22 protein-coding genes are annotated in these 24688 nt (G+C 57.9%); 12 read left to right on the top strand and 10 right to left on the bottom strand.

The annotated features are described in order from the left end of the window. Positions 1 to 308, bottom strand: a 308-nt coding sequence (locus tag IC66_RS0125810) for a metallophosphoesterase (protein ID WP_038949590.1), incomplete at its 3' end; no start/stop codon positions are given. Positions 309 to 501: 193 nt separating this feature from the next. Here IC66_RS0125810 and IC66_RS0125815 point away from each other — a divergent pair. Continuing rightward, positions 502 to 1128: a transglutaminase-like cysteine peptidase gene (locus IC66_RS0125815; RefSeq protein WP_038949591.1), complete on the top strand. Its 627-nt coding sequence runs from the start codon at positions 502 to 504 to the stop codon at positions 1126 to 1128. Positions 1129 to 1139: 11 nt separating this feature from the next. Here IC66_RS0125815 and IC66_RS0125820 read toward each other — a convergent pair whose 3' ends face one another. The 3 genes from IC66_RS0125820 to IC66_RS0125830 all read right to left on the bottom strand — a co-directional run bounded on the left by IC66_RS0125820 (position 1140) and on the right by IC66_RS0125830 (position 3363). After that, the gene (locus IC66_RS0125820) at positions 1140 to 2411 is read right to left on the bottom strand and encodes a hypothetical protein (RefSeq protein ID WP_038949592.1); all 1272 of its coding nucleotides are present in this window, start codon (positions 2409 to 2411) and stop codon (positions 1140 to 1142) included. A 156-nt stretch (positions 2412 to 2567) separates the two neighbouring features. Then, a complete protein-coding gene (locus IC66_RS0125825; RefSeq protein ID WP_038949593.1) occupies positions 2568 to 2843 on the bottom strand; it encodes a hypothetical protein in 276 nt (91 codons plus the stop codon). A 76-nt stretch (positions 2844 to 2919) separates the two neighbouring features. Continuing rightward, entirely contained in the window at positions 2920 to 3363 is a 444-nt protein-coding gene (locus tag IC66_RS0125830) for a hypothetical protein (protein WP_244429163.1), read from the bottom strand. A 408-nt stretch (positions 3364 to 3771) separates the two neighbouring features. On the opposite strand from IC66_RS0125830, the gene IC66_RS0125835 reads away from it, so the two are divergent. From IC66_RS0125835 to IC66_RS49260, 7 genes are all read left to right on the top strand, one after another. Then, positions 3772 to 4974: a polysaccharide biosynthesis/export family protein gene (locus tag IC66_RS0125835; protein WP_028142326.1), complete on the top strand. Its 1203-nt coding sequence runs from the start codon at positions 3772 to 3774 to the stop codon at positions 4972 to 4974. Between the two features lie 8 nt (positions 4975 to 4982). Beyond that, entirely contained in the window at positions 4983 to 5720 is a 738-nt protein-coding gene (locus IC66_RS0125840; RefSeq protein WP_244429164.1) for a hypothetical protein, read from the top strand. A gap of 33 nt (positions 5721 to 5753) precedes the next feature. Next, entirely contained in the window at positions 5754 to 7256 is a 1503-nt protein-coding gene (locus IC66_RS0125845) for an O-antigen ligase family protein (RefSeq protein WP_038949596.1), read from the top strand. A gap of 140 nt (positions 7257 to 7396) precedes the next feature. Further along, a complete protein-coding gene (locus IC66_RS0125850) occupies positions 7397 to 8017 on the top strand; it encodes a hypothetical protein (protein WP_038949597.1) in 621 nt (206 codons plus the stop codon). Between the two features lie 265 nt (positions 8018 to 8282). Next, positions 8283 to 10535: a polysaccharide biosynthesis tyrosine autokinase gene (locus IC66_RS0125855; protein ID WP_038949598.1), complete on the top strand. Its 2253-nt coding sequence runs from the start codon at positions 8283 to 8285 to the stop codon at positions 10533 to 10535. Continuing rightward, the gene (locus IC66_RS0125860; protein WP_038949599.1) at positions 10525 to 11292 is read left to right on the top strand and encodes a hypothetical protein; all 768 of its coding nucleotides are present in this window, start codon (positions 10525 to 10527) and stop codon (positions 11290 to 11292) included. Before IC66_RS0125855 ends, IC66_RS0125860 begins: the two co-directional genes overlap by 11 nt. A gap of 652 nt (positions 11293 to 11944) precedes the next feature. Beyond that, complete coding sequence (locus IC66_RS49260) at positions 11945 to 12634, top strand: FkbM family methyltransferase (RefSeq protein ID WP_157158092.1); 690 nt, start codon at positions 11945 to 11947, stop codon at positions 12632 to 12634. Here IC66_RS49260 and IC66_RS46455 read toward each other — a convergent pair. The 4 genes from IC66_RS46455 to IC66_RS46460 form a co-directional block, all read right to left on the bottom strand. Continuing rightward, positions 12528 to 13931 (bottom strand): hypothetical protein, encoded by a 1404-nt coding sequence (locus IC66_RS46455; RefSeq protein WP_038949600.1) that lies wholly within the window; start codon positions 13929 to 13931, stop codon positions 12528 to 12530. The genes IC66_RS49260 and IC66_RS46455 overlap by 107 nt on opposite strands. Positions 13932 to 13946: 15 nt before the next feature. Then, a complete protein-coding gene (locus IC66_RS43645; RefSeq protein WP_083859340.1) occupies positions 13947 to 15128 on the bottom strand; it encodes a glycosyltransferase in 1182 nt (393 codons plus the stop codon). Between the two features lies 1 nt (position 15129). Then, positions 15130 to 16002, bottom strand: coding sequence for a glycosyltransferase family 4 protein (locus IC66_RS0125875; protein ID WP_157158093.1), 873 nt, complete (start codon positions 16000 to 16002; stop codon positions 15130 to 15132). A gap of 344 nt (positions 16003 to 16346) precedes the next feature. After that, entirely contained in the window at positions 16347 to 17351 is a 1005-nt protein-coding gene (locus IC66_RS46460) for a hypothetical protein (protein WP_157158094.1), read from the bottom strand. A gap of 67 nt (positions 17352 to 17418) precedes the next feature. Here IC66_RS46460 and IC66_RS0125880 point away from each other — a divergent pair, with 67 nt between their 5' ends. Next, positions 17419 to 18876 (top strand): lipopolysaccharide biosynthesis protein, encoded by a 1458-nt coding sequence (locus tag IC66_RS0125880; protein WP_038949602.1) that lies wholly within the window; start codon positions 17419 to 17421, stop codon positions 18874 to 18876. Continuing rightward, entirely contained in the window at positions 18873 to 20534 is a 1662-nt protein-coding gene (locus tag IC66_RS46465; protein ID WP_157158096.1) for a hypothetical protein, read from the top strand. The genes IC66_RS0125880 and IC66_RS46465 overlap by 4 nt, the downstream gene beginning before the upstream one ends. A gap of 35 nt (positions 20535 to 20569) precedes the next feature. Here the strand turns inward: IC66_RS46465 and IC66_RS43650 are convergent, their stop codons facing one another. Both IC66_RS43650 and IC66_RS0125890 read right to left on the bottom strand, forming a co-directional pair. Next, positions 20570 to 21202, bottom strand: a complete 633-nt coding sequence (locus IC66_RS43650) for a class I SAM-dependent methyltransferase (RefSeq protein ID WP_083859342.1) — start codon at positions 21200 to 21202, stop codon at positions 20570 to 20572. A gap of 51 nt (positions 21203 to 21253) precedes the next feature. Further along, on the bottom strand, positions 21254 to 22621 hold the full coding sequence (locus IC66_RS0125890) for an undecaprenyl-phosphate glucose phosphotransferase (RefSeq protein ID WP_038949604.1): 1368 nt from the start codon (positions 22619 to 22621) through the stop codon (positions 21254 to 21256). 302 nt (positions 22622 to 22923) lie between these two features. On the opposite strand from IC66_RS0125890, the gene IC66_RS0125895 reads away from it, so the two are divergent. Beyond that, complete coding sequence (locus tag IC66_RS0125895) at positions 22924 to 24006, top strand: ABC transporter substrate-binding protein (RefSeq protein WP_038949605.1); 1083 nt, start codon at positions 22924 to 22926, stop codon at positions 24004 to 24006. A gap of 159 nt (positions 24007 to 24165) precedes the next feature. Beyond that, complete coding sequence (locus IC66_RS48455; protein ID WP_244429165.1) at positions 24166 to 24474, top strand: hypothetical protein; 309 nt, start codon at positions 24166 to 24168, stop codon at positions 24472 to 24474. Positions 24475 to 24688: the final 214 nt, after the last annotated feature.

Here is a 24688-nt window from a genome sequence, read left to right on the forward strand (position 1 = left end):
GCCGGATCCTTGAGGACCTCGAGCAGGAAGATTTCGTGGTTGCCCTTGAGGCAAACCGTCTCGTGTGTTTTCGAGCGTTCGATCAACAGATCAAGAACGGCGCGCGAGTCCGGGCCGCGGTCGACGTAGTCGCCGAGAAAGACCTGGATGGCCCGTTCGGGGGCCGAGCGGGCCAGATCGACGTCGATGACGGTTAACAGCGATTGAAGCAGATCGGCGCGGCCGTGCACGTCGCCGATGGCATAGACGCGAACGCCGTCGGGAAGCCGAGGCTTGGTCTTCTTTCGAAAGCGTGAGGAAAGGCCCATCAGGTCGGTCGAATCGCTTCCAGCGTCACGAGCGGAACGTCGCGATGGCTCTTAGCAGAACAAGTCACACATCGGTATTCTTAATTGTTTCCGACCAAGGCGCCCGCATTTTGATTAAAGGATCGCGCGGCTTTTGAGCCGTATTTCAAGACGTCCCGCGTAGCGTCTCCCCAACAAGAACGGGGAGCGCGACATGCGCAAAGTTGTAAAGTTCCTGGCGGCCGTGGCCGCCATCGTCGTTGCTGCGGGGGTGCAGCAGCGCGCTGAAGCCGCATTCGTCGGTGCGCCTTTGGGGCTGCGCGGGGCCATCCAGTACATCAAGTTCGACCAGCCGACGCTGGCGCCAATGGCGTTCACGCTGTTTTGCCTGAAGTACAAGGACGAGTGCAAGCCGCGGCCGCAGCACATCGTGTTCAGGGGCGGGCGCCTGAAGCTTACGGCGGAGCGGCTGGCGCAGATGCAAGAGGTCAACCAGAAGGTCAATACCGCCATCCGTCCCGAGGCCAATCTGGAAGGGCTGCGCGGCGAGAAGTGGCTGCTGCATCCGACCAGCGGCGACTGCAACGATTACGCTGTGACAAAACGCCACGAACTGATCGCCAAGGGCTTTCCGGCGCGCTCGGTGCTGCTCAGCGAGGTCGTGACCACCTGGGGCGAGCATCATCTCGTGGTCGTGGTTCGCACCTTCGCCGGCGATCTCGTGCTGGACAATCTCTCCGGCCACATTCTGCCGTGGTCGAAGAAGCCCTATCGCTGGGTCCGCATTCAGTCGCCCAAGAACCCGAACTATTGGGCCTCACTCGGCGATCGCGCGGTCTGATCACCCGCGCTCTATCGTGATCCGGATTGGCTGACGCTCTGCGACAGCCCCAGTCCCACGATCACTGCAAGGCACAGGATTGCTGCGGGCCGCAGCAATCCGGGCCCTGCGAAGCTCTGAACCAGCGCAAACAAAACACAGGCTGCGGCGGCCGCAGGGAAGAACGAGTCGCGTCCGCGCTGCAAGGCGCCGAAGAACAGGCGCAACAGCGCGATCGAGCTCACCGCCAGAGCGGCCGCCAGGCCGATCCATCCCGTGCCAGCAAAGACCGCCGTGGCTGTCGACGGCGCGGTCAAAGCGGCTCCGACATCGCTCTGGTAGATCCGGCCCACCGCAGCAAAGGTCCCGGCGCCCGCGCCGAACCAGCGCGTGTCGGTCAACATCCGCTCCAGCGCGGCCCGCGTTTCAGCCCCCACATCCGGGACGAGCCGCAAGAGGACCGGTCCGGAGCCCTTTTCGAACAGGAATGACAGGACGATCGCAGCCCCGATCAAGGCGGCGGCCGACAAGGCGCCCGCTGCGAGCGGTGATAGATCGAGCCTGCGAATGACGAGGATCAGCAGGATCAGCACAATGCCAAAGCTTGCTGCGATCGCGCTGTTCGTGCCCGACAGGCCGAACACCGCAAGCGCGCTTGCCAGTGTGCCCATAAGCCCGCAAAGGCCGATCGCCACCGAGCGAAGGACCGAGTGATGCGTCTCGGCCCGTTCGGCAGCGAGCTGCATCACCGCCAGATTGAGCATGAGACCGAGGCCGGCCATGGTTGCCGTGAGATCAGCGGGAACGGTCGCCGCAAGCGCCGGCGACAGCCGATGCAGGTCCAACATCAAGGCGGAGACCGCGGTTACGCCGCTCAGCACAAAGAGAACCAGCTCGGCACGGCTGCGGTTGCGGACCACCAGGATGGTGACGCCGAGCAACGAGATCGCCGCAAGCGCCAGCAGCAGCGCGCTGACGGTCAGGCCGATATCGGCCGTGATCGGTCCGAACGGCAGGCCACCTACGGCATCGTGCGTGCTGGCCCAGATCGGATGGGCAAAGCTCAGTGGAAGAGGGGCGAGTTGGGCCGCGATGGACAGCGGAATGGCGATCGGGATCCAGCGGCCCCAGGAGGTCGCGCGGACATAGTGGTCGTAATCGGCTTTTCGCGCGCTCGTGGTGGCCGCCAACAAGCTTAGCGCGGCGGCCATCGTCCCGAGATACGCACCGAACTTGGCGCCGGCGATTTCGAGAGCGGAAGCGGAGACGATGGAAACGATGAGGGCAAAATAAGCGAGGGACAAACGGCGCGCTCGAAGGGAATCCTGAAACGGTCAGGTCACCATACAAGCGAGCGGGTGGTTTTCAAACAGAGGCCTGCCTCGGTCCAACGCTTAAACCTTAAACCGTGAACCTTGGGCCATTTGCGCGCGGGCTCGTCGCGGCGTTGATCGGCGAGATCAGCGGGTGGCCTTGATCGGACGGCCGAAGACGCGGGCGGCACGTGCGGCGGCAAGGCCAAAGCGCGCCGCCGAGCCGAAGAGATAGCCGCCCTGAAGGGCGATGGCCGCGAGTGCCACGCCTTTGAGGCTCTCGAGCAACGTGAGATCGAGCATCAAGCCGACCGGGACGGCGGTGAGCACCATGACGAAGGTCAACGGCAGCAGGACCAGGACGCGAAAGCGTTGGCCCAGTACGGCACCTACGAGAAAGCTGAAAATCAAAAGCGCGGTCATCCGAAACACTCTCCGTGCTTCGGACCCTAGGTTCCCCACCCTAAAAAGACCCTTAAGCTGTATGGCTAAATTTGGCCTATTGGCTGCAATTTGCCAGCAGCGAATGATAGGCCTCCCGCAAGCCGTTCAGGGCCACCACGCCCTTGATCTCGCTGTCGCTTTCCCTGACCACCACCGACAGCGAGGCCGTCGTCTGCCACTTGCCGGCGGCAAAGGCCGAAACCTCGTCGGGCAGCAGCACCGCGGCGCCTGCGGCCGCCATGCTGGCGTCAAAGGTCAGGGTACCGCCGCCGCTCGCGGCGATGGTGACCTTGGGGTGGCTCCGCGGCGGGAAGGGCCGGATCAAGGCCACCAGCACGTCGATCTTGCCCTTTGGCGCACAGCGGACGATGAGGCCGGCAAAGTCCGGGTCGGATTGGGTGGTATCCGCGGTCTTCGTGATGGCCGCGAAGCTTTCGCCGTCCTTGGCCCCTTGGGTGCGGCTGAACTTCCAGACGGAGGAGGGGGCAGGGGCGGCCACCTCGACAATGGGTGCGCCCTGGCACGAGGACCGCGCGCTGCCAGCGCAGGAGGTAGCAGAGCCCCAGGGGCGATCAGCCGCGCCAAGGAGGGAGCCTGCCAACAGCGGGACAAGAAGGAGGCCAGACAATGGGAGTTCCTATCCTTAACGGCCCAGACTTAGCAGAGCGGCGAGAGGTCAAGAAGCCTCGCGCTCGACACACGGAGCCCTTGAGTTGGGCGGTTTGCTCGCCGACCGGGCACACGAAATACAACAAATGGTCACAAAGGGTTAAACCAAGCCCCAAAGAGTGGCCCGCACGCAACAGTAGCCGACCGATCGCTCCATTAACCACCGGGAACCCTTGTCGCACCACCCCCTAGGCCGTACCAATCAGGGCTAATTGGGGTCTCTTGGGGCGCGCGATTCATGCATTCCTTTGCCAAGTCTTATTTATTCAAGCCAGCGCTCCTGATGGCCGCTTTGGCGCTCGGAGCGTGCTCGACCAATCCCGGCTCGGGTCCGCTGACGGACGACGTCAACAACAAGATTCAGACTGAAAACGCTCCCGCTTACGAGCTGGTGCCGCTCAATCCGGCCACGGTGAAGATCCTGCACACCCATGAGCCCAAGGGGCTCGCGGGGGCGTTCACGGACAAGCGGCCGCCGGCCAGCATCGTATTCGGCATCGGCGACGTCGTCAGCGTCACTATCTTTGAAGCCGCGGCAGGCGGTCTGTTCATTCCGGCGGAAGCCGGCGTCCGCCCGGGCAACTATGTGACGATCCCGGATCAGTCGGTCGACAATGACGGCTTCATCACGGTGCCCTATGCCGGCCAGATCAAGGCCGCGGGGCTTACGGCGGTGCAAATCCAGCGCGCGATCATCGACAAGATCGGCAACCGCGCCATCGAGCCGCAGGCGGTCGTCGCGATGTCCTCGCAGCGCACCCAGCTCATCAGCGTGCTCGGCGAAGTCAATTCGCCGGCGCGTTATCCCGCGAGCGCGGCGGGCGCAAAGGACAAGGTGCTCGATGCGATCACCCGCGCCGGCGGCATCAAGGGCCAGGGCTTCGAGACCTGGGTCATGCTGGAGCGTGGCGGACGGCGGGCCACCGTGCCGTTCGAAAATCTCGTGATGGCGCCCGAGAACAACGTCTATGTTCGCCCCGACGACAGCATCTACGTCTATCGCGAGCAGCAGAAGTTCCTGGCGTTCGGCGCCAGCGGCCAGAGTGGCGAGTTCAACTTCGATGCCTGGCGCATCAACCTCGGCGAAGCCATGGGCAAGGCTGGCGGTCTTCTCGATGGCCAAGCCGATCCGGCCGCCGTGTACATGTATCGCCGCGAGCCGCGCGAGGTTGCGGCCCAGCTCGGTATCGACGTGAGCAAGTACACTTCCGAGACCGTTCCGGTCATCTTCAACGTGAACCTCCGCGATCCCGGCGGCTTCTTCCTTACCACCAAGGTCATGATGAAGAACGGCGACGTGATCTACGTCTCGAACTCCCGCAACGTCGAAGTTACGAAATTCCTGCAGTTCCTGCGCGTGATCATGGCCACCGGCTCGGATGCGGTGAATCTCTCCAACGACGCCCTGATCTTCCGCAACAACGTCAAGCTGGCGCCGTAAAGGCCGACTTGATCGACCAGAAGCGATGGCACCGGGGCTTTGTCCCGGTGCCATTTTCGTTTAGCAAGCGGTTCTGCTGCCGCTACCAATTCGGGATTGGGTCAAAGCGCCACTGGGCACGGTGCGCCGATCATCGGTCACCCCGCATTGTTGCAAGGGGCTTCATGCGCTTTCGGACACTTTGCCGTCTTTTGGCTCTCGTCCCCGTCGGCTTCGGGCTTGCACCGCTCGGGCAGGCTCTCGGCGCTGCTGCAGAGCTAGGCGTCCGCCACCGCATCGACGTGATGGTCTCCGCGGAGCCTGACGCTCCTGTCTTGTCGCGCCTCAAGGGCGCCAAGGGCGAGCTTTCCTTCACGGTCCGGCTGTCGGCGAACTCCAAGGAGAGCAAGTTCTTCGGGATGCTGCGTCCGTCCTTCCCGGATATCGCTGTCCCCGATGGTGCGGGAAAGCCGCTGGTCCAGCAGACCAAGCTATGGGAGGAGGAGGTCTGCCATCAGCGCCGTGGCCTGCCCAAAGTCACGGTGACGCAGCTCGGCGGGCATTTCGGCGAGGGGGAGGGGCGGATCGAGATTTCCGCCATCAACCGGCACATCGGCGTCCTGGTCCCGCCCGACGAATTAACCCCTGGAATAAAACTCGATCAGGGGAGTGATAGCTTTGGGCTATTCTTTGCATTCCGGGCGCAGACCCGGAACAGCCGCCTCAATGTGGATCTGAAGATCTATCCGATCGATTGCTTCCTCTAAGCCCAAGAGCAAGGCTCGCCTCAAGAAAGCACGATGCGCCTTTGGCCTCCCAACATAGACTGGCTCAGGATTCGTTGGTCATGGAGCCTGCCCGCGACCTTCATCCTGTTCTTTGTGGTGGCCGGCGCGCCGTTTCCGTTCGGCTCGACCAATGATCTGTCGATCGCATTCTGGTGCCTGTGCCTCGGGGTAGCGGTGATCGTCGCGCCGACGCGCGATCTGCGGGCACCGCATCTGTGGCTGCTCGCCGGCATCGGCGTGATCGTTGCGGCTTACGCCTTCGTGCTGCACGAGCAGCTCTCCGACCATCCCTGGATTGCGCCATTCCAGCCGATCTGGAAGCAGGCCTCGGAGCTGCTGGGCGTGCCGATCGCTCCTTCTGCTTCCATCGTCAAGAACGAGGCGTTCTTCGCGCTCGGCGCGCCGCTCGCCAACATCCTCGCCATCATGCTTGGCATCACCGTCGGGGCCGATCGCGACCGCGCACGCCGCCTGCTCTGGGTGATCGCGATCTCAGGCGCACTCTACGCCCTCTATGGCGTGCTCTCGTTCCTGATCGAGCCCACCATGATCCTGTGGCGGGACAAGACGGCCTATCTCGGCAGCGTCACCGGCACCTTCATCAACCGCAACACCGCGGCGGCCTATTTCGGCTCCTGCGCGGTGATCTGGATGCTGCTGATCCTGGAGGATGTCCGCCGCCGGCTTCCTGAGCGGCACATCGAGTGGCGACGCCTGTCGCTCGACGTGCGCACGATCCCGCCAAAAGAGATCCTGCCGCAGCTTGGCTGCCTGCTGATCTGCCTGATGGCGATGTTCATGACGACCTCGCGTGCCGGCGTCGGCCTGTCGCTGCTCGCGATGATCGTCTCGTTCACGCTCTTCCTCCGAAAAGATCTGCCGCCGCGCACCGGCATCTGGATTTCGCTCGGCTCGGGCCTCGCCGTCGCGCTCGGCCTCTTGCAGCTGCTCGGCGGACGCGTCTCCAGCCGCTTCGACAGCCAGGGCCTGGTCGACGAAGGCCGCATCGAGGCCTGGAAATCGACGCTGCGGATCATCGGCGACAACCCGTGGTTCGGCACAGGCATGGGCACCTTCCAATGGGCCTTTCCGCCGTATCGAAGCCCCAACATCTCGATTCGCGGCGTCTGGGATGCCGCGCATTCGACGCCGCTGGAGCTTGCCTCCGAGGTGGGCATTCCCATGGCGCTGCTGGTGGCGCTCGGCTGGGCCATCATGCTGCTCGTCCTGGCCAGGGGCGTGTTCGGACGCCGGCGCGATGCCATCATCCCGCTGGCGGCGGTGGCGACCGCGACGCTGTCGCTGCTGCATTCGTGCCTCGACTTCACGCTGCAGGTGCCCGGCTACAGCATTCCATTCTTTGCGCTTTTCGGCGCGGGCCTGGCGCAGTCCTTCCGCACCAAGGAGGGCCGGGCGATGGCGGAGGCGGGCGCCACCAGGCGGCGAGGCGAGGGCCATCCGACAACCGCTGGCGCCGCCCCGAGCCGGGTGCCCCAGCTTCATAAAAGTGTCTAGATTTGAAGCAGTTGCGTCGTTTACGAAGTCTTTAGAATAAGTGGACAGCTGTTTTCTCTTCGGTTAGGTTCCGCACTGCACAGCCATTTGCCCGGGCCGAGGAAGCACATCGGGGCAGCTGATTTTTTGGAGGTTGATTTATGAGCGTTATCAAGATTGCGCTTCGCATGGCTGCCGCCGCGGCCCTCGCCGCGACGATCTCGTCGGCCGCCAGCGCCGCCGTCTACCCGCCGCAGCGCCAGCTGCCGGCCACCGTCATTTCCGACTTCAAGGCTTCCCCCAACAGCCTGCTGCAGCAATATCCGACCGGCGGCCCGCAGCTGATCTCGCGCGTGCGCGACCTCGGCGCCTCCGATCCCACGACGCTTCCCGGCCTGATCGCGCTGTTGAAGGATCCCGCGACCACCAAGGACCAGATGCGCGCGATCGTCGGCGGCCTCGCCCAAATCGCCCGCATGGCCGCACAGTCCGACCAGGCCTTCGCCAATGAGATCCAGGCCGCGATCGCCAACACCGGCAACGCCGACGTGATCGCCGCCTACCAGGCCGCGACCGGCGACGTCGCGATCGCCGCGACCGGCGGCGGCGCGGGCGGCGGTGGCTCCGGCGCGGGTGGGCCGACCGGCAACAGCGGTTTCGCCAACGGCGGACCCGGCGGCACCCTCGGCACCTTCGGCGGTCTGCACTATGCGACGCAGGTCAACCCGAACGCGAGCAATGGCGTTAGCGGCACCACGAACAGCGTGAGCCCGCGCCGATGACCGGTCCGGCCCTGCGGCCGGCCAGATGAGACATGACGACAGCGGCGCCATCGGGCGCCGCTTTGCTTTTGCGCCGTTAAGCTTCCTGCAAAATGTCGCGTAAGACGCGCTGTGCACTGCATCGACCGCGTTCAATTGCAGGCAGGATTGTGCTAGTGGTTCGCCCAGCGCGGGCTTTGGCATCAGATTTGCCCCGGACGCAGCTGGGCTGTTGGCGAACATTAATCCCAAGAACACACATCGATCCATTTTCAGGAATTGCTAGATGTTGCAGGTGAACAAGCCGACCTCCGAGATCAACCGTGATTTCGCCGAGGCCGACGGCTCCCCGTCGCAGACGCTGACTTCCTATCTCGACATTATCCGCCGCCAGTTCCCGACCATGGTCGCGATCGTCTCGGCCTGCGTGATCCTGGCGCTGCTCTATCTCTTCACCGCCGCGCCGCTGTTCACCTCGACCGCCTCGATGGTGATCGACACCCGCAAGGTGCAGCTGTTCCAGCAGCAATCCGTGCTCGGCGACATCGCGGTGGATTCCGCGACGGTGGAAACCCAGGTCGAGATCCTGAAGTCCGAGAATATTAGCCTCGCAGTGATCCGCGAGCTGCATTTGACTGATGACCCCGAGTTCGCCGGCGCCGGAGGCGGGCTGCTCGGCACGGTGGTTGGTGCGGTCGCTGGCCTGTTTTCCGATGGGCATGTGCCATCCGAATTCGAGCTGACGCGCAAGGCCTTGGAGCGCTTCGAGAAGAACCGCACCGTCAAGCGGCTCGGCCTGACCTATGTGATGGAGATTGGCTTCACCTCAAAGGACCCGGCCAAGGCGGCGCGCATCGCCAACGCGATCGCGGATGCCTATATCGTCGATTCCCTCGAGGCTAAGTACCAGGCGACCCGCCGCGCCAGCGTCTGGTTGCAGGATCGCATCAAGGAGCTGCGCACCCAGGCCTCCGCCGCGCAGAAGGCGGTGGTGGATTTCAAAACCGCCAACAACATCGTCGACACCGGCGGCCGGCTGATGAACGAGCAGCAGCTCGCCGAGGTGAACAGTCAGCTCGTGATGGCGCATGCGGCCACCGCCGAGGCCAAGGCGCGGATGGATCGCATCAACGACATCCTCAAGCAGGAGATTCCGGACGCCAGCGTCGCCGACGCGCTGAAGAACGACACCATCGTCAAGCTGCGCGGTCAATATGTCGACATGGCCTCCAAGGAATCGATCTGGGCGATGAAATACGGATCGGATCACTTGGCAGCCGTCAACCTGCGAAGGCAGATGGCCGAGATCAAGAAGAACATCGTCGACGAGCTGAAGCGGATCCAGGAATCCTACAAGAGCGATTACGACATCGCCCAGACTCGCGAGGAGGCCATCAAGTCGAGCCTCGCCAACGTTGTTTCGGAATCTCAGCTTACCAATCAAGCTCAGGTGCAGCTTCGTGAACTAGAAAGCAACGCGCAATCCTACCAGGCGATGTACGACAATTTCCTGCAACGTTACATGGAAAGCGTGCAACAGCAATCATTCCCCATCACGGAGGCGCGCGTGATTAGCGCGGCGAGCACGCCGCTGGTGAAAAGCTTTCCGAAGACATTGATTGTCCTCGCTATTGCGGTGTTCGGCGGCCTGATGCTGAGCTTCGGTGCGGCGATGGCGCGTGAACTCACGGACAAGGTCTTCAGAACTACCGGGCAGGTGGAAGAGGTGCTGGGAGCGAACTGCATCGCCATTCTGCCGGCCCTCGGTGGCGCGCCTTCAGGATCCAAGCTTGGCGCTAAGTTTGCCCGGAAGAGCAATCCGCAGCCAGATCTGCTCCGCTATGTGATCGAGAATCCATTATCGCGGTTTTCGGAAGCTATACGCTCACTGAAAGTAGCAGTGGATCTCAATTCTATCGTGCGCGAAAATCGTGTTTTAGCGACCACCTCGACGCTGCCAAACGAGGGCAAGAGCACGCTGTCAACGAATCTCGCGCAGTTGATGGCGCATGGAGGTGCACGGGTGATCTTGGTCGATGGTGACTTGCGCAATCCATCGCTGTCACGTGCCCTGGTGCCCGATGCCAAGATCGGTCTTGTAGATGTGGTCGCTAACAAAGTGCAGCTTGAAGACGCGTTAACTGTCGATCCCGAAACAAAGCTTTCGATCCTCCCGGCGGGCATCACCTCGAAACTTTTCCACACCAATGAGATACTGGCCTCAAAGGCGATGCATTCGTTGATCACGCTTCTTCGATCAAAATACGATTATGTGGTCGTAGACATGCCGCCGATGGCGCCTGTAGTCGATGTGCGCGTCACATCTTCTTTCGTCGATTCTTATGTGTTCGTTGTGGAGTGGGGGAAGACCAACATTGATGTTGTTAGACACAATTTGCGAGGCTCGCCAGAAATCCAGGACAAGTTGCTTGGGGTCGTTCTGAATAAAGCCGATACTCAAGCGCTCGCCCGCTACGAGTCATACCACGGTCGATACTACTACCAGAAATACTATGCCCGCTACGGGTATGTGGAATAGTAAGCTGAGCTACCGGCTTGTGGTGCTCCGCGGACTGCTTTTCGCGGGCGGCCTCTTCAGCGCGATCTGGTCGATCACCTCGCTGCCCGAGATCTGGAAAATGATGCCGGCTAGTGACATTGCTGCGCGAATTGTCGCTGACGATCGATTTAAGCTAGGCGCTCTGGCGAATGTGCTGGCCGGCATTGAGAGCGAGCAAGCCGGCGCGCTTTCGCCACCGGGGCTTTTGCGTGCTGTAGCCCTGGTCAAGCTTCGGCTAGCGGAAGAAGGGATGTGGCGCAGAAGCTCGGAGCAAGCTGATCGCAGCATATCAGCCGCCGCAGAGGACGTGAGATCGGCTCTTGCGGTCAGCCCCAACGATTCATTCCTCTGGCTGATGCTCTATTCGGTTGAAACCACTCATGGCGGATTCGATCTTCAAAATCTCCGTTATCTCGATCAATCTTATGCAGCAGGACCTCTGGAGGGTTGGATCTCGCTTCGGCGCAATCGACTGTCTCTCGGCATCTTTCCGACGCTGAGTGATGCCACTCAGTCCGCGGTCATTTCAGAGTTTGAGCAGATGGTCGATGCTGACTTTATCGAAGATGCGGCGCTCAATCTGATGAGGGCTGGGTGGCCGCACCGCGAGCGACTACTAGCAGCTCTCGTCTCGGCTGACATCGTTTCGAGGCAAGGTCTTTACAATCGGTTGGCGGCCGAAGGCATCAAGCTACCCATAGCGGGCATTCCGGTCGACGAACGACCTTGGAGGTGATGATGTATTCAACTCGGTGGGTGAGCAGAAGCCACCTGATAATCATGATCTTCCTCTTATCGATTGCGATGCCCGTTCGATCTCAGACGAACTCGCCGCCGAAGCTAACTATGCAAGGGCCAGCTGAGCAAACGGGAGGTCCATCTCTGCGTGATGCGCTCGGTCGACCATGCCTGGACGTCGAAGCAGCCTCACGCGCGCACGTTGTGAATCCTCAAATGTTGGACCATGTAGTCAGCCTGAAGAACAATTGTCTTCGGCAGATCGGTGCGAAAATCTGCTACTTCAATACCGATCATTGCAAAGATGTTGTGCTGCCAGCTTATAAACGAGCCGACATCATTCTTGGTACGATGCGTGGTGTAAACACGTTCCGTTATTCGATTAGCCAAAAGTGAGCGCGTCGCCGCCCGTATTTCGAAGCCAAATCGGAGATTGAACTTTGGCCAATGATTTTGTCCGTAGCTTGCGAAACGCGGTACTATTCGGTTCGGTGCCAGCCCAAGCGCACATAAGGTTCCTCGGTCGCTGTAGGCTTTTTGTGGATCCCTCAGATAATCGAGGGCAATCTGTTTTAAGAAGTTGTGGAGTTACGCAGCCTCGTGTCTCTCTAGTTTGGCGTGGGCTCGCGAAACGAATCCGTCCCGATATTGTGCTCGATATCGGTGCCAACTATGGCGAGATATCGCTTTCGCTGAAGTATTCCGAGCAATCACAGGTTCATCTCTTCGAGCCAAACCCGCACGTCCGACGGTATTTAGATCGAAGCGTTTCAACGCATGTAAATCGTAAGAATATTATTGTTCACAGCGAAGTGGTGTCGGATCGTCCCGGCTTTGTTGAATTTGTGATCGATAGAAAGTGGTCTGGCACTTCGTCCGCTGTTGGTGAGATCGAAGACTCCGGATTCAAGGGAGGAGGCGAACAATCGTACGAAAGGTTGAACCTCCCGACTTTAACGATCGATCACTGCATCGAGGCGGTCTCCTGCCGGAGCTTGCTCTTCAAAATCGACGTTGAAGGGTACGAAAGACAGGTGATGCAAGGGATGGAGCGCACGTTGCGAGGATCGGCCTCCTTTGGAGGGATAGTTGAGTTCGATCGGAATTCGTTACAGAGGGCGAATACCGATCCAGACGCATTTGTCGCTCAGTTGAGGAATATCGGAATAGTTCATGTGCTCTCGGGCGGAACGCTCTCTGAGATGAAAGTGCCCCCCAGCCACTGCGATCTGGTCATCGTTTCCGACCGGAAATATCTGGATGGCCTAACGCTTCTACCGAATGTTCTGAGGGCCATGTCGCCTCGTAGGCTCGGTAGGACCCTCGGCGGAAAATCTTAAACTCCCTGTCACGATATCGAGCTGCGGTGGCAAACAAAAAGAAGAGGGTCCAGCACTGGACCGTGACGTAGCCTCCGATGGAGAACCAGATTATCGAGACGGCCGCGACGACGTAAGAAACGGACTCGATCTTGATTGAGCGCAACAAACTAACGTAACCGGCTGCAGCAATTAGACCAAACACGAAGCCAAGATAAATCCAGTGCAAGAAGAAGCTATTCGTAATCAATGATCGCGCCGAGGAGGTCTCCAAGTACCCTCCTGTGAATGCGAGCCGATTAGAAAGATAAACCGGCAAAGTGGCTGTAAAAAGAGTGTCTTGGTTCCCGAGGCCGGTGCCGGTAATGGGTGAGTCGGTCAGAATGGCTTGAGTCACCAATCGAGGGGCGATCAAGCGACCATAAACGCTGTCGCCATATACGAACTCGGGGGCCAATCCTCGCGGAAGGGATTCAATAATTAATCCAACCAAGATGAACGCGGCGACAAGCGTTGCAGCGATGACTGCTCTGGAAACTTGGTCGCCATGGCGCCTTACTCTAGGGGAAGGAAGCAGTAGTATTTGTGCGACGTACAGGGGTGCAACAAATGCAATCGTCGAGCTTCGGACTACATATCCCATCCACAGGCAGGCGACCAAGCCCGCATAGAACCTGGGACTAAACGGTCTCGCATCAGTGCAAGCTAACCATGCAGCCATAGTCGCGGTAAACCAAATGCCGACGAAAGAAGGTTCAAGGGAGAATACCTTTGGTCTAATGCCGCCAAACAGTTGCAGGTCTCTTACGTCAGCAACATAGGCATTCTTTGGATAGACCAGAGAGCGAAAAGCGTCACTGATTATCCCGAGACCAGCGAACTGCTCCAGCGTTGCGCCGACAACTAGGAAGAGCCAGAAGTATTTCAAAACTCTTGCGAAGCGCCCAGCTGAAATTTGGAAAGAGAGTGGCACTAGAGAGAAGCCAATTAAGATAGAAGCGATCTGATTGATCGTTGCCCGCAGCATGACTCCGTCTTGATCACCGTATCTGACGGCGCTGATCGCATATTGGATCGCAAATATCACAACCAGCGCGTAGATTGCGCTGATAAACCGGCGCGGGACGCTCTGCCATTTGAGGAAGTAAAGTAGACCTGCGATAGCGATGCAAGCGACGCTAGGCAAAAGTATCTGTGTGCCGCTGTATATAGAAACTCCAGTGTATGCCCCAAGCAAGTAGAATAGGAGCAAGATGTCGGCGGTATGTTGCGGGACTTCATGCGCGGTTCGGCTAGCAACCAACGGTTTGGTACTCATCTAAGGTAGGCCTTCTCAGTGCACCTTGGTGATCTGGATGGCCTCCAGAAGAGTTTCTGCCGATCCTCTCCAAGAGTACCGCGTCTTGCTGTGTGCATATGCGGAATTGCGTAGTAAAGTGAGCCGATCGATATCATCTACTGATTTCAGTGTGTTGGAGACCAGTTCCTTAGTTGTGTCTGATCCTATGTAGTCAGTCCCGGGTCTGAGATGAGATCCTTCCATGGCGTGGTTTAGACCGGCGACAGGAAGTCCATTGAAGATATAATCGAGAATCTTCAGCTTGAATCCGCCGCCAAGCTCGTCAATGACAAGGCCAATTCGACAATCCGCTAGATGCTCTTCAAAGAATTTTACTTTGCCTCGAAAGTCAATCCGGGGGAATCGTTCAAGCATTCTTTCTGCAAATTGCGAAGGAGTGTCGCCAACAATTCGAATGCTCACGGACTCCTTCAAACATTGCTCGTAAGCGCACTCAAGAAAGCTCTCCAAGTTCTGCTGTTTAACAGCCCAGTGCAAAGAGCCAAGCAGGACAACAGTTCGTGTTCGTGTGCTCTCAAAATCAGGCAGTGATTGAGGGATGTGTGAATATCCAGGAGGGCAGACCACTGTTTCGACGAACGGATGTCGCCTGCGAAACGTAATAGAGTCCTGTTCCGTGATTGTTGCGATGCAATCTACTCGATTGCAAATCTTCCTCTCCAGCAATTCAGCCTTCTTTGCATCCCAAAGCAATGGGACCTTGCGCAATTTAGAGCGCGCCGTTCGCGCGAATTGGCGTCGTACAATAGTTTCATCGTTGTGAGCTAGATAAATCTTTGGGGCTTTGGCCTGGGTCAGATTGGCCAGGAAAACTCCCATTGCAATTGAGTCCAGTACAATTGCGGACCATCTTTCACCTTTGAGAATCTCACGAAGAACTTCGTTGTAGCGCTCCGAGGCGTAGCGATGGGAAATGCTGGGGAGGGCCGAAACGATGCTAAGAATGCGAGAGCGATGCTGCAGTGGGATCTTGATCCAGCGAATTCCATGAGCAGTCGTTCGTGTCTCTGATGAGACTTCCGCAAAGCAAATAACTGTTAATGCGACGTTGTTCGCTATGAGGCCTTCCATTAGTCCTTTTGAATAGACTAGGTCGCCGCCGAACGAGTCTTCGTACGGAAACGCCTTTGCAAGCCACAGTACGCTTGTTCCCAAGTTAGCCTGCCTGTGACGTGTTGGTCAAACGACTGGGCGCACGTTTGGCGATTCTGCAAAGATCGGCGGCAACGCGAAAGATTTCGAAGCGTTCCATTGCTCTAGATCTACCGGCTTGACCCATTCGCGCCCACTTATCCTTGTCTTTCAGTGTTCGGCGGAGCGCATCTTTCACACAGCTTATGGTGGGCTCGTGAAACAACCAGCCAGTTATTCCATCGACGACCGTCTCAGAGGGCCCTCCCAGGGAGTGAGCTAAGACGGGCTTTTCCAGCATCATCGCCTCTATGACGGAGAGCCCAAAGGGCTCGGCATCAATTCGGGAGTTCACCACGACATCGCACGTCATGCAGACAGGTGCCACCTCATTAACCGGACCCAAGAATATTACACGCCCATCCAGACCCAGGGACCGCACCAAGCCAACGAGATGCTGCTGGTATTCGGCTTCATACGGGCCGCCGCACAGCAGCAGCTTGATGGACTCGAATTCGTCCCCCCCATCGGCCAACGACCGGATAATGAGCTCTTGTCCCTTTTCAGGTACCAAGCGTGCAAATATTCCAAAGACTAAATCCGACTCGTTGAGGCCTAAAGAGGCGCGCTGAATTGGCGAGTGAGATTCTGAGGAGAATGCTCGCGAGTCTATTCCGAGATAGAAAACGGCGCTTTTCACTCTCCGATTCAAGAGCGTCTTGCTAGTGAAGGCGCTATTCGCCAAGGGCTTTACCGAATACCAGTAAAACCAAAAATCATAGATCCATTTGTTCAGCTTGAAAGGGTAGTCGTCGCTGATTGCGTTCGGGATTATCCAATAAGTTGTTACGCCGACGCTGTGTGCAGCCATACTTGCAATCGGCACCAGATTCGGCATTCTTACGATCGCAGCGTCGGGCCTCAACTGACCAATTCGCTGAGAAACGGCCTTGACCGCGCGCCTGAGATAGAGTGCCAGTCTAACCATTCTTCCGACTGACTGCCAAAATCCAGCTCCAAAATTTGGAGGGATCCCAAGAGAAAGAATCTCACAAGTTGCGCCGGCCTCCGAGCAATCATTTGTCATGGGGCCCGGCGCCATAGAGATGACTCGACAATTCACTCCGAGTTTGGTCAGAGCCGCGATTAGGGAGAGGGTGAGCCTCCTAACTCCATATGTTTCGTCACCCGAAACAATGAAGCAAAAGGTCATCTCCGTTCCGTCTACTATTGCAAGGCTGCTCACCAATAAGCTCCGTTCTCGATCTTGTTGCGATCGGGGGGGCTTTCGTGAGGAAGTGTGCGTGTCCAACTTTCATTAAACATCTTTGAGATAACGGGATGAGAATCCCATCGTCGTCCCTTAATTCCAAACAAGATTTGGGTCTGCCCGCCGAGATGTATCGCGATCCTGCCGGAAGCCTTGATAGTAGCGCACAGAGGAATTGAAAGTGCGCCCGCTCCGATAAGAGCTACATCGAAATCCAACTTGGCAACTGAGTGCTGCAACCTATCGAAAGCCTCGAACCAATTATTATCTGTACTTGGTACAAGTGCGGGACTTTGAGGGCACGCTAGAGTGACGAGTTCGAAGTCGGGTAAAACATCTGGCTGAGCTTTCCATACAGAACTTCGACGAAGATACTGCGCCTGAATTGAATCGATAAATGGTGATATGACCAGAATGCGCTTTCCACGCAGCGCCCAGGTCCATGGATCTGGGAAATAATACGACTCCAGTCCGGTCAACTCACAAAAGATGGCGTTCCGGCAGGCGCGCTCGACAACTTGGCGTTCACCCGGATTGTACCAAACTGCAAGAAGGTCTACCGCGCTTAAGGCAGTCAGCATTGCTGCTGCATATCGGTCCAAAAAATCATCATTTGTTGGGAAGACCCCAGAGTGAACGAGGATCTCCTCCTTAATCATGTCGTCGTAACGACCCCCACCTTGAGGCGCTGAGATGTACTGGTTAAGAACTTTAAGCTCGGAAGCACCAATCTTGCCAACGCTCGCTGGCGCGCCTGCCTGGACGATCTTCTTTAGCGCGATGTTTCCCCGGCTCGCAGAAAGTACATTCAGCCCGCGATAGGCCCAGTGCCCCCGTAGATTTCTTATGCCATCTCTGAGAAAACGATTGGGGTCAACCACGTTGGCAGCACGCCGTAGACGGTTTCTTTGCTCGATATTCATTGAATGAAAGGTGTCCCTATGTCTTTTCGGATGAATAGCATATTTGGTTTTCAAAGTCGATTCTAACGGGATACAGGTATGGCACTCTCGATCTTGCCTCTCGGCGATCCAGGCGTCCAACATGCTAGCTAACTTAATATCTTCGTCGGGACTGAACGTTTACCGAGCGTTGCTCCAGTTTCTCTTCAATGTCGCCCTCACTCACTATTTGGCGCCTGCCGAATTCGGCATAGTTAACTTCATTCTTCCGCTGGTTACTCTGGTGATCCTGCTTGGAGACTTCGGGCTATCGACGGCCGTTGTGCGGGATCGCGATTTGGGGGAGCACGAAGCGGGGGCTGCATTTACCCTAAGCGTTTTCTTTGCTTTGCTGCTCGGCTTGGCCGTCAATGTCGCATTGTGGTTTCTCCCTGATCATCGGGCATGGGAGGAGGTCCGGCCAATCATCGTTGCATTCTCGGTGGTCCCGTTACTCTCTCTCGCGACGATAGTGCCGAGGGCGTTGGTCGAGCGGAAGTTAGCTTACCGATCGCTCGCGGCGATCGAAGCAATCGCGATTTCTTCTGGGGCGCTTTGTGGGTTGATTCTTGCTACGCAAGAGGCGGGCGTCTGGAGCTTGGTAATTTTTCATTTGATTACGCAAGCGGTGCGGTTTGCCGGCTTCTTCCTACTCTCTCGTTCTGATATTCGGGCGAATTTTCGCTGGTCGTATACAAGGCGCCTTCTGAGTTTTGGAAGCTGGGTTTTTGGATCTAGCCTCCTCACGTTTCTCTTCAGAAATGGCGACAATATCATAATTGGCGCGATGCTTGGACCCGCGGCCCTCGGTGCCTATGCTTTTGCCTACCAATTCATCGTGTTGCCACTCATGGTCCTTACTTGGCCTGCATCAGGTGTACTCCTGGCGACATTCAGCAGGTTGCGGCCGGACGCAGGAGAGGCAAGGAAGGTTGTTGGCTCAGTCATTTGTCTTACTGCCACTGTAACTTTCCCTGCGACAGCCTTCCTTGTCATTGAGGGCCCATACATCCTGCCTTATGTGCTGGGTCCTCGATGGCAGCCTGCGGCGGAGATCGCTGCGATTCTCGCACCAATAGGGGCGCTTCAATCACTCAGTTCTTACATTGGGCCGACAATGCTCATACGAGGGCGCGCTAAGTCGCTTTTCTTGCTTAATCTAGCTATTACGGTTCTGACGCTGTTGTTGTTTACGGTCGTCGCTTGGTTTGGCTGGAACATTGTTCAGCTGTGTTGGATGTATCTTATGTTTTCGGCAGTCATATTCGTTGGCACCTTGATGCTCATGTTCACCATGCTCGGGATGACATGGTCTTCAGTTGCAAGTATTCTTTGGCTGCCGTGCTTGGCCTCCGCATTGGGTACGATTGCGGCAATGATCGTCCACCTCAGCAGTAGAGCCGCGCCAGTTGATATGAACAATTTGCTGTGCAGCTCATCAGCATTTGTGATGGCGACGATGCTTACACTTGTTTTGCAAAGGAGGTTGATCCTAGGACATCTAAGCTCAGTCGTACGAATGGGTAATAAGAACCCAATTTCCTCGGGAGCAGCGCAATGAGGCGTCGGGAGTTGATTGCAGCCAGTCTCTTAATGGGAGCGGCAACGGCAACGAAGGTCGCGACAGCTAGTGAGAGTGTCTTTAGGGGTAGTGGGGAAATAAAGACTGTCACTGACGTTTCCGCACTTAAACTTACGACTCTGTCGGAAACAACTGTATGTCTTGGATATCATGCGCCTGGCGATGGTGGGGGCGGCATCTTTACATGGAGCCCGGACTCGACTTCCGAGCCGGACCTTGGATTGGTCTTTGCGTCGGAGCTATCAAGCACAGGAAGATGGCTGCGAATTCCGGATGGAGAGTTGAATCCGAGATGGTTCGGGGCATATGGCGATGGAATTCACAATGATACAGAAGCCGTTGCTCGATGCTTGGGAAAGTGCTCTCAGACGACACTCAGCGGAATCTGGACGGCGGTGGAGTTCCCGTCAGGCACTTATCTTCTCGATGGCTCTGTGTCGGCGAAGCTAAACAGAGTTCGAGTAGTCGGCAATTTCGCGATTTTGAAGCAGGCAAAAGCCAATTGTCCGATCCTTGAAATTGAGGGGGCTGAATGGACCATTTCTGGCTTCCGTTTCGAATGGAGTGAACTCCAAGATAGCAAGAATGCCAAATCAGTAGCAATTGCGATAGGCGGCGGCGGAGGTTGGGGGTTTCGGATCGAGAGCTGTCATTTCAATGGGGGATTCCGCGGCATTAGTTCTTACCTGTCGGGCTTCTTCAATAATCCTCTCGTTTGGGCCGCGTCGATTGTCGACTGTCGCTTTCGAAATTTCACTGGAGCAGCCATTTTTATTCAGCCACGCAAGACGAACGCTGGCCAACTAAGTCTCACTCTCCAGGATATCGGGATCTATCACTATCGAACGCCTGCAATTGAGCCTCACATCCGGATTTGGGATTGCGAGGTCTTTTTATCGCAGTTGGATATAGAGGGTTTCTCGGTTGAAGACATCTCGCTTGAGCAGTGCTACGGCTCTATTCTTAGCGTGCATATCGAGCACAAGAAGGCACTCTTGGCCGAAGCAAAGGAGGTCTGCGTACTCCGTGCAAGCCGCTGTTCATTGTTTTGTCAGGGATGGACAATACAAGGCTCGCTGACGTCTGGTGGTTCGGATCGATCTTCATTTCGAATCATCGATGCTTATGAGAGTGATATTGTCGTTGCTCACATCATCGATAAGAGTTTTTCATTTGTTGGAGCCTGGGATCGAATCTCACTCGGTGGAAAGAATAGCTCCTACAATCTTTTGAGCCCATTGCCGCTTCGTACAAATCAGAAAAGTATGAGCGGATATCGGGTCGAAGCTACCTACGAAAATAACTTCCATGACGCTGCGCCTACGTTGCTGCTCGATCCGGCAGATGATGAGTTTGAAGTCCCGCGCTCTAGTAAGGTAGATGTGGTATTCTCGAAGGAATTGACGCGGAATAAGCGCTTGGTGCTTCCTCGGCCCGGTTCCTGTTCAGGCGCAACTTGCAAAATAGTGCGGACTGAAGCCTCGAATGGAGTTGGTATGATTGCCATCCAAGGTTCCGGTCAAGACGAATGGAAGATTGAGTCCGCTGGTTCTTGGCTAGAGCTTATTTGGCTTCATGACGCGAGGGCGTGGTTGCGTGTTGCTGGGGGCTCCTCGCAGAAGCCGGAGCCTAGATAAGTTCCGCTGGGTACATGCGTGCAGCGAGGCCGAGTCTATTTCCGCGCGCAGGCGACCATCGACTTTGCAAAAATCGGAACCCGTCCACTGCGCCTGAAGCGGATGTCTTTGAATCCTTTTTCATCTAAGAGCTTTGTTAGAGTCCGAATGGACCAGAACTTGATATGGCCGTGATCCCACAATGCAGTAAAATGCCTGTCCAATTTTCCGCTCAAGGCAAGCGCGACGTTCTTGAGGTAGCCGTGGTACGGGGTGCTGACAATGGCTGTTCCGCCAGGAACGAGTAGATTGTAAATTGCATCTGCGTACTCGCGCGGGCTGTAGACATGCTCAACCACTTCGAGACTGACCACGACGTCGAACTTGCCATAGGTTTTTGCCAAGTCGTCGTAGGCAGATCCTCGATGAATTGTGAGATGCGGATATTTTGCTCTGGCAAGTTGGATTCCCTCCTCGGAGGGATCGACACCTACGACGGAATACCCGCGCCTATGCAGGAGCTCAGTGATCGAGCCATTGCCGCATCCAAGATCCATCAATCTTAAGTTTTTTGCAGGCTGACCTACGCTATCCAAGAAAGACAGTAGCGACGGCACTAAATGTGAATGTGAATCGTTCAGCTCGGCGTCGTCGTATTTGTAGCCTGATATTGAGCTCAGATCCTTCATGTCACCTTCTGCCGCGCGTATGGTTGCTTCTCGTTCCTAGTACTTTAATCATCAATAGGCTGTGTTTTGTCTGAAGCCTAACGCGATTGTTCCAATCGCGATTTTGATGTCCAACCCCACGCTCCAATTATTGATGTACCACAGATCGTGCTCCACGCGCTTCTGCATCAGCTCGAGCGTGCGGGTTTCTCCGCGGTAACCATTAACCTGGGCCCAGCCGGTGATGCCGGGCTTGACGTGGTGGCGGAAGGCGTAGTTGCCGATGATCTGCTCATATTCGGTGTTGTGGGCGGCCGCGTGCGGGCGGGGGCCGACGAGCGACATGTCGCCCTTGAGCACGTTGAGAAGCTGCGGCAGCTCGTCGATCGAGGTCTTGCGCAGCCATTTGCCGATTGGCGTGACGCGCGGGTCGTTCTTCTGCGCCTGGACGATGGTCGGGCCGTCCTCCAGCACGCGCATGGTGCGGAACTTGAAGATCTTGAACGCGCGCCCGCCAAAGCCGTGGCGGGTCTGGCGGAAGAACACCGGGCCCTTCGAGGTCAGCTTGATCAGGATCGCGGTCACCAGCATCACGGGCGCGAACACCAGAAGCGCAAAACTCGCGCCGACGAGATCCAGCGCCCGCTTGAGCGCACGTTCGCGAAAGGTCAGCGGAGCGCGGCGCAGCTCGGCGGTGAAGGTGTTGCCGGTGCCTTCAAGCGGATAGCGCAGGAAGCGCGCCGTGTTGGCGTCCGGCACCAGATGCACCGGGACGGGGAGGATCTTCAGCGCGTCCAGGATGCTGTCGATCGCGTGCTGCCGGCTCCAGTTCATCAGCAGGAAGACGTGCTCGATCCGGTTCTCGCGCGCATAAGTGATCAGCTCCTCGAAGCGCGGCGCCTGCGAGGAGAGCAGCAGCGGCGAGGCGAGCTCCTTGGCGGGGATTTCCATGACCCGCATCAGGCGGTAGCCGTGCTGGCCGAGGTCATCGACCGCGTTGGACGAGGTGGCAAGGCCGAATTCGGCGATCATGATGGCGCGGCCGTTGGCGAAGGCGCCGGTGCGCAAGCCATGCGCGGTCCAGCGCGCGGCCGCGATCTTCCAGGCGAGCAGAACGGCGAGGCCGACCAGATAGAACGAGATGGTGGTGCCGCGGGAGAACTCGTCGCTGACTTTCATCGTGAAGGCGATCGCGAGCAGCGCGCCGAACAGGCCGGTCCACGTCGTCAGCGTCATCCGGAACGTGCGGGGTAAGTCGGTGATGGCTTTGAGGCGATAACCGTGCTGCACGATGGTCAGAAGGATGAAATTGATTGCGACCAGAACGCTCGCCGCCGCATAGACGTCCGCCTTGCCGAGCGTGCCCGCGGTTGCGATATGATAGCCGACCGCGCACCCGATCCCGCTGACCACGATCAGCGCCGCATCGACCACGGCCATCAACCGCTCGACAACCACGGGACGCAGCCAGCTCGGCGCATAGCCTGTTGCTGTTGCCGGAGATTGCTCGACCGTACCAATTTCCGTCGCAGAATCAGGGACGGGCACTGGTCGAGTGGAAAGAATTGTCATCTTGCCAAGCCCATTGACGCAAAATTCATTATCCGAACGCGCCGTGCTATCGGTCAAAATCGCTTTTAAAACAAGGCGAAGGGAAAATTAACCTTACCCCAGAAGCTTCATTGTAGCCCATCTTGCCTCGACTGATATGCTAAATTTCACAACCCGTTAGGAAGTTCTCGTTGCCCCGAACCCAGTCCCGGCGGCGGACCCGGCCGAAAGGGAGGCGTTACCTCGCCATCGGCCTCGCTGCCGCGGCCTTGGTGGGGACCGCGCTTCTGCTTCTTCGCCCCGATGCGGCCCCCGTACGAACTCCGACGGCCTCCGCGGCCGTCGCGGTCAAGCTCCTCCTCGACGGGCCGTATGGCGCGCGGTTTGCCGGCGAACTCTCTGCATCGAGGCAGGGGTACTTCTCCTCCCGCATTGAAATGGCGGCCCAGCCCGAAGACCCTGAGTTCGTCCAGACGATTGCACGCCAACATGCCATCGGCGTGACGACCGGCCAGAAGTTCCTGCTGGCGAGCTGGCGCGGCGCGCCCGTGACCGCCTTCGCCGCGAGCTTCCTCGATACCTCCGTCGCGATTTTCACGCTCGAAAGCTCGGGATTGCGGCGTCCGGCCGACCTGGTCGGAAAGCGGGTCGGATACCGCAGGGCAAGTGAGGGCGACGTCGTTTTCGACGCCATGATGGCGCAGCTCGGGCTGCCCCGCAGCCAGATTACCAAGGTGCCAGACCGCGACAGCTTCGAAGCTCTGCGGGGCGGGCAGGTGGATGCCATCATCGCCGCAATCGACGAGCAACCGGATCCATCCAGTTCGACGTTCACGAAGCTGAATGTCATCAAACCGCAAGACTACGGCATCCATGTTCCTGGCTTGGTCTACTTCGCGAGTAACGCTCTCGTCCATGAACAGCCATCCATGATTGCCGATGTCCTTCAGGGCCTCATCAGAGGATGGCAATTTACCTACGCGGACTATGCACGGAGCGTGCCCGTTCTGGCCGGCGCCGGGCCGGCCAGGCTGAATTCAGAGCGGCTGAAATTCGAGCTGCAGCAGCTACGTCCGCTCGTATTGCCGACAGGGGGGCGCATCGGCGATTACGACGAAAGCCGTTGGCGGACGCTTCGGGACATTCTCCTCTTCTCCAAGCTTGGCGAAGAGGACGTGCCGCTGGCCCAGACCGTCAACTACCAGTTCCTCCGAGATGTGTACCGACGTTCACCCGACCTTGCTGCCCCGGGCGCCTGGAGCGAGGAAAAATAGGACCAAGAAGCCACAGTTGCCCGCCATATCGCTATAAAGGCCCTCCCCAAGCTGCGCCGTCGGTTGCCTTTTTGGCCCTAGCCTTGGTAATCTAGGCTTTACTATTTGGGCTGGTTCGCGGTGGTTCTCGGGTTGCAGCCTCCTGGTGGGGCGCGGGGAATGAACGAAATCCGCAGGGGCAAGGAGCTTTTTGGGATGTTTAAGACCTTGATGCGAGCAGGCCTTTTGGCCGCCACCGTTTCCTTCTGCGCAGTGAGCGGAGCAAGCGCGGCGATGCAAATGCCTGCGCCGGCGACCCTGCTCACGGGTGCAAGCCAGGCGACGCCTGTCACGTTCTGGGCGCAGCCCTACCCATATAGATATGTGCCGTCGCGCCATTGCCCCTTGGTGCGGGTCGAGACGCCCTATGGCTGGTATATGGACCGCGTCTGCGCGCCCGTCGGCCCTGTCCTGCGTCGGGCATATTGAGCTTCGGCTGACCTGAGCGGCGAGCGCCGCTTTTTAGAAGAGATTCATAAGGCAGCCGCACAGCTCATGCGGCTGCCTTGCTCATTTTTGTTTCGCCGTGTGCTGCTCTTTTGTGCGCGCAGCACGGGTTCACCATGAATATCTTTGTCGGGCCGGGATAGGCTGTTGCATGGTGAAGATTGTGTTACCAGTTTGGCGGGGCTGCATCGGCAGC

This window comes from Bradyrhizobium genomosp. III, assembly GCF_000261705.1.
Classification (GTDB): domain Bacteria; phylum Pseudomonadota; class Alphaproteobacteria; order Rhizobiales; family Xanthobacteraceae; genus Bradyrhizobium; species Bradyrhizobium ottawaense.

Excerpts from the sequence above, each read along its gene's own strand:
- IC66_RS0125815 (WP_038949591.1), top strand. The coding sequence starts at position 502 with ATGCGCAAAGTTGTAAAGTTCCTGGCGGCCGTGGCCGCCATCGTCGTT.
- IC66_RS0125825 (WP_038949593.1), bottom strand. The coding sequence starts at position 2,843 with ATGACCGCGCTTTTGATTTTCAGCTTTCTCGTAGGTGCCGTACTGGGC.
- IC66_RS0125835 (WP_028142326.1), top strand. The coding sequence starts at position 3,772 with ATGCATTCCTTTGCCAAGTCTTATTTATTCAAGCCAGCGCTCCTGATG.
- IC66_RS0125845 (WP_038949596.1), top strand. The coding sequence starts at position 5,754 with ATGCGCCTTTGGCCTCCCAACATAGACTGGCTCAGGATTCGTTGGTCA.
- IC66_RS0125850 (WP_038949597.1), top strand. The coding sequence starts at position 7,397 with ATGAGCGTTATCAAGATTGCGCTTCGCATGGCTGCCGCCGCGGCCCTC.
- IC66_RS0125855 (WP_038949598.1), top strand. The coding sequence starts at position 8,283 with ATGTTGCAGGTGAACAAGCCGACCTCCGAGATCAACCGTGATTTCGCC.
- IC66_RS0125860 (WP_038949599.1), top strand. The coding sequence starts at position 10,525 with ATGTGGAATAGTAAGCTGAGCTACCGGCTTGTGGTGCTCCGCGGACTG.
- IC66_RS46455 (WP_038949600.1), bottom strand. The coding sequence starts at position 13,931 with ATGAGTACCAAACCGTTGGTTGCTAGCCGAACCGCGCATGAAGTCCCG.
- IC66_RS0125875 (WP_157158093.1), bottom strand. The coding sequence starts at position 16,002 with ATGCCGAATCTGGTGCCGATTGCAAGTATGGCTGCACACAGCGTCGGC.
- IC66_RS0125880 (WP_038949602.1), top strand. The coding sequence starts at position 17,419 with ATGCTAGCTAACTTAATATCTTCGTCGGGACTGAACGTTTACCGAGCG.
- IC66_RS46465 (WP_157158096.1), top strand. The coding sequence starts at position 18,873 with ATGAGGCGTCGGGAGTTGATTGCAGCCAGTCTCTTAATGGGAGCGGCA.
- IC66_RS43650 (WP_083859342.1), bottom strand. The coding sequence starts at position 21,202 with ATGAAGGATCTGAGCTCAATATCAGGCTACAAATACGACGACGCCGAG.
- IC66_RS0125890 (WP_038949604.1), bottom strand. The coding sequence starts at position 22,621 with ATGGCCGTGGTCGATGCGGCGCTGATCGTGGTCAGCGGGATCGGGTGC.
- IC66_RS48455 (WP_244429165.1), top strand. The coding sequence starts at position 24,166 with ATGAACGAAATCCGCAGGGGCAAGGAGCTTTTTGGGATGTTTAAGACC.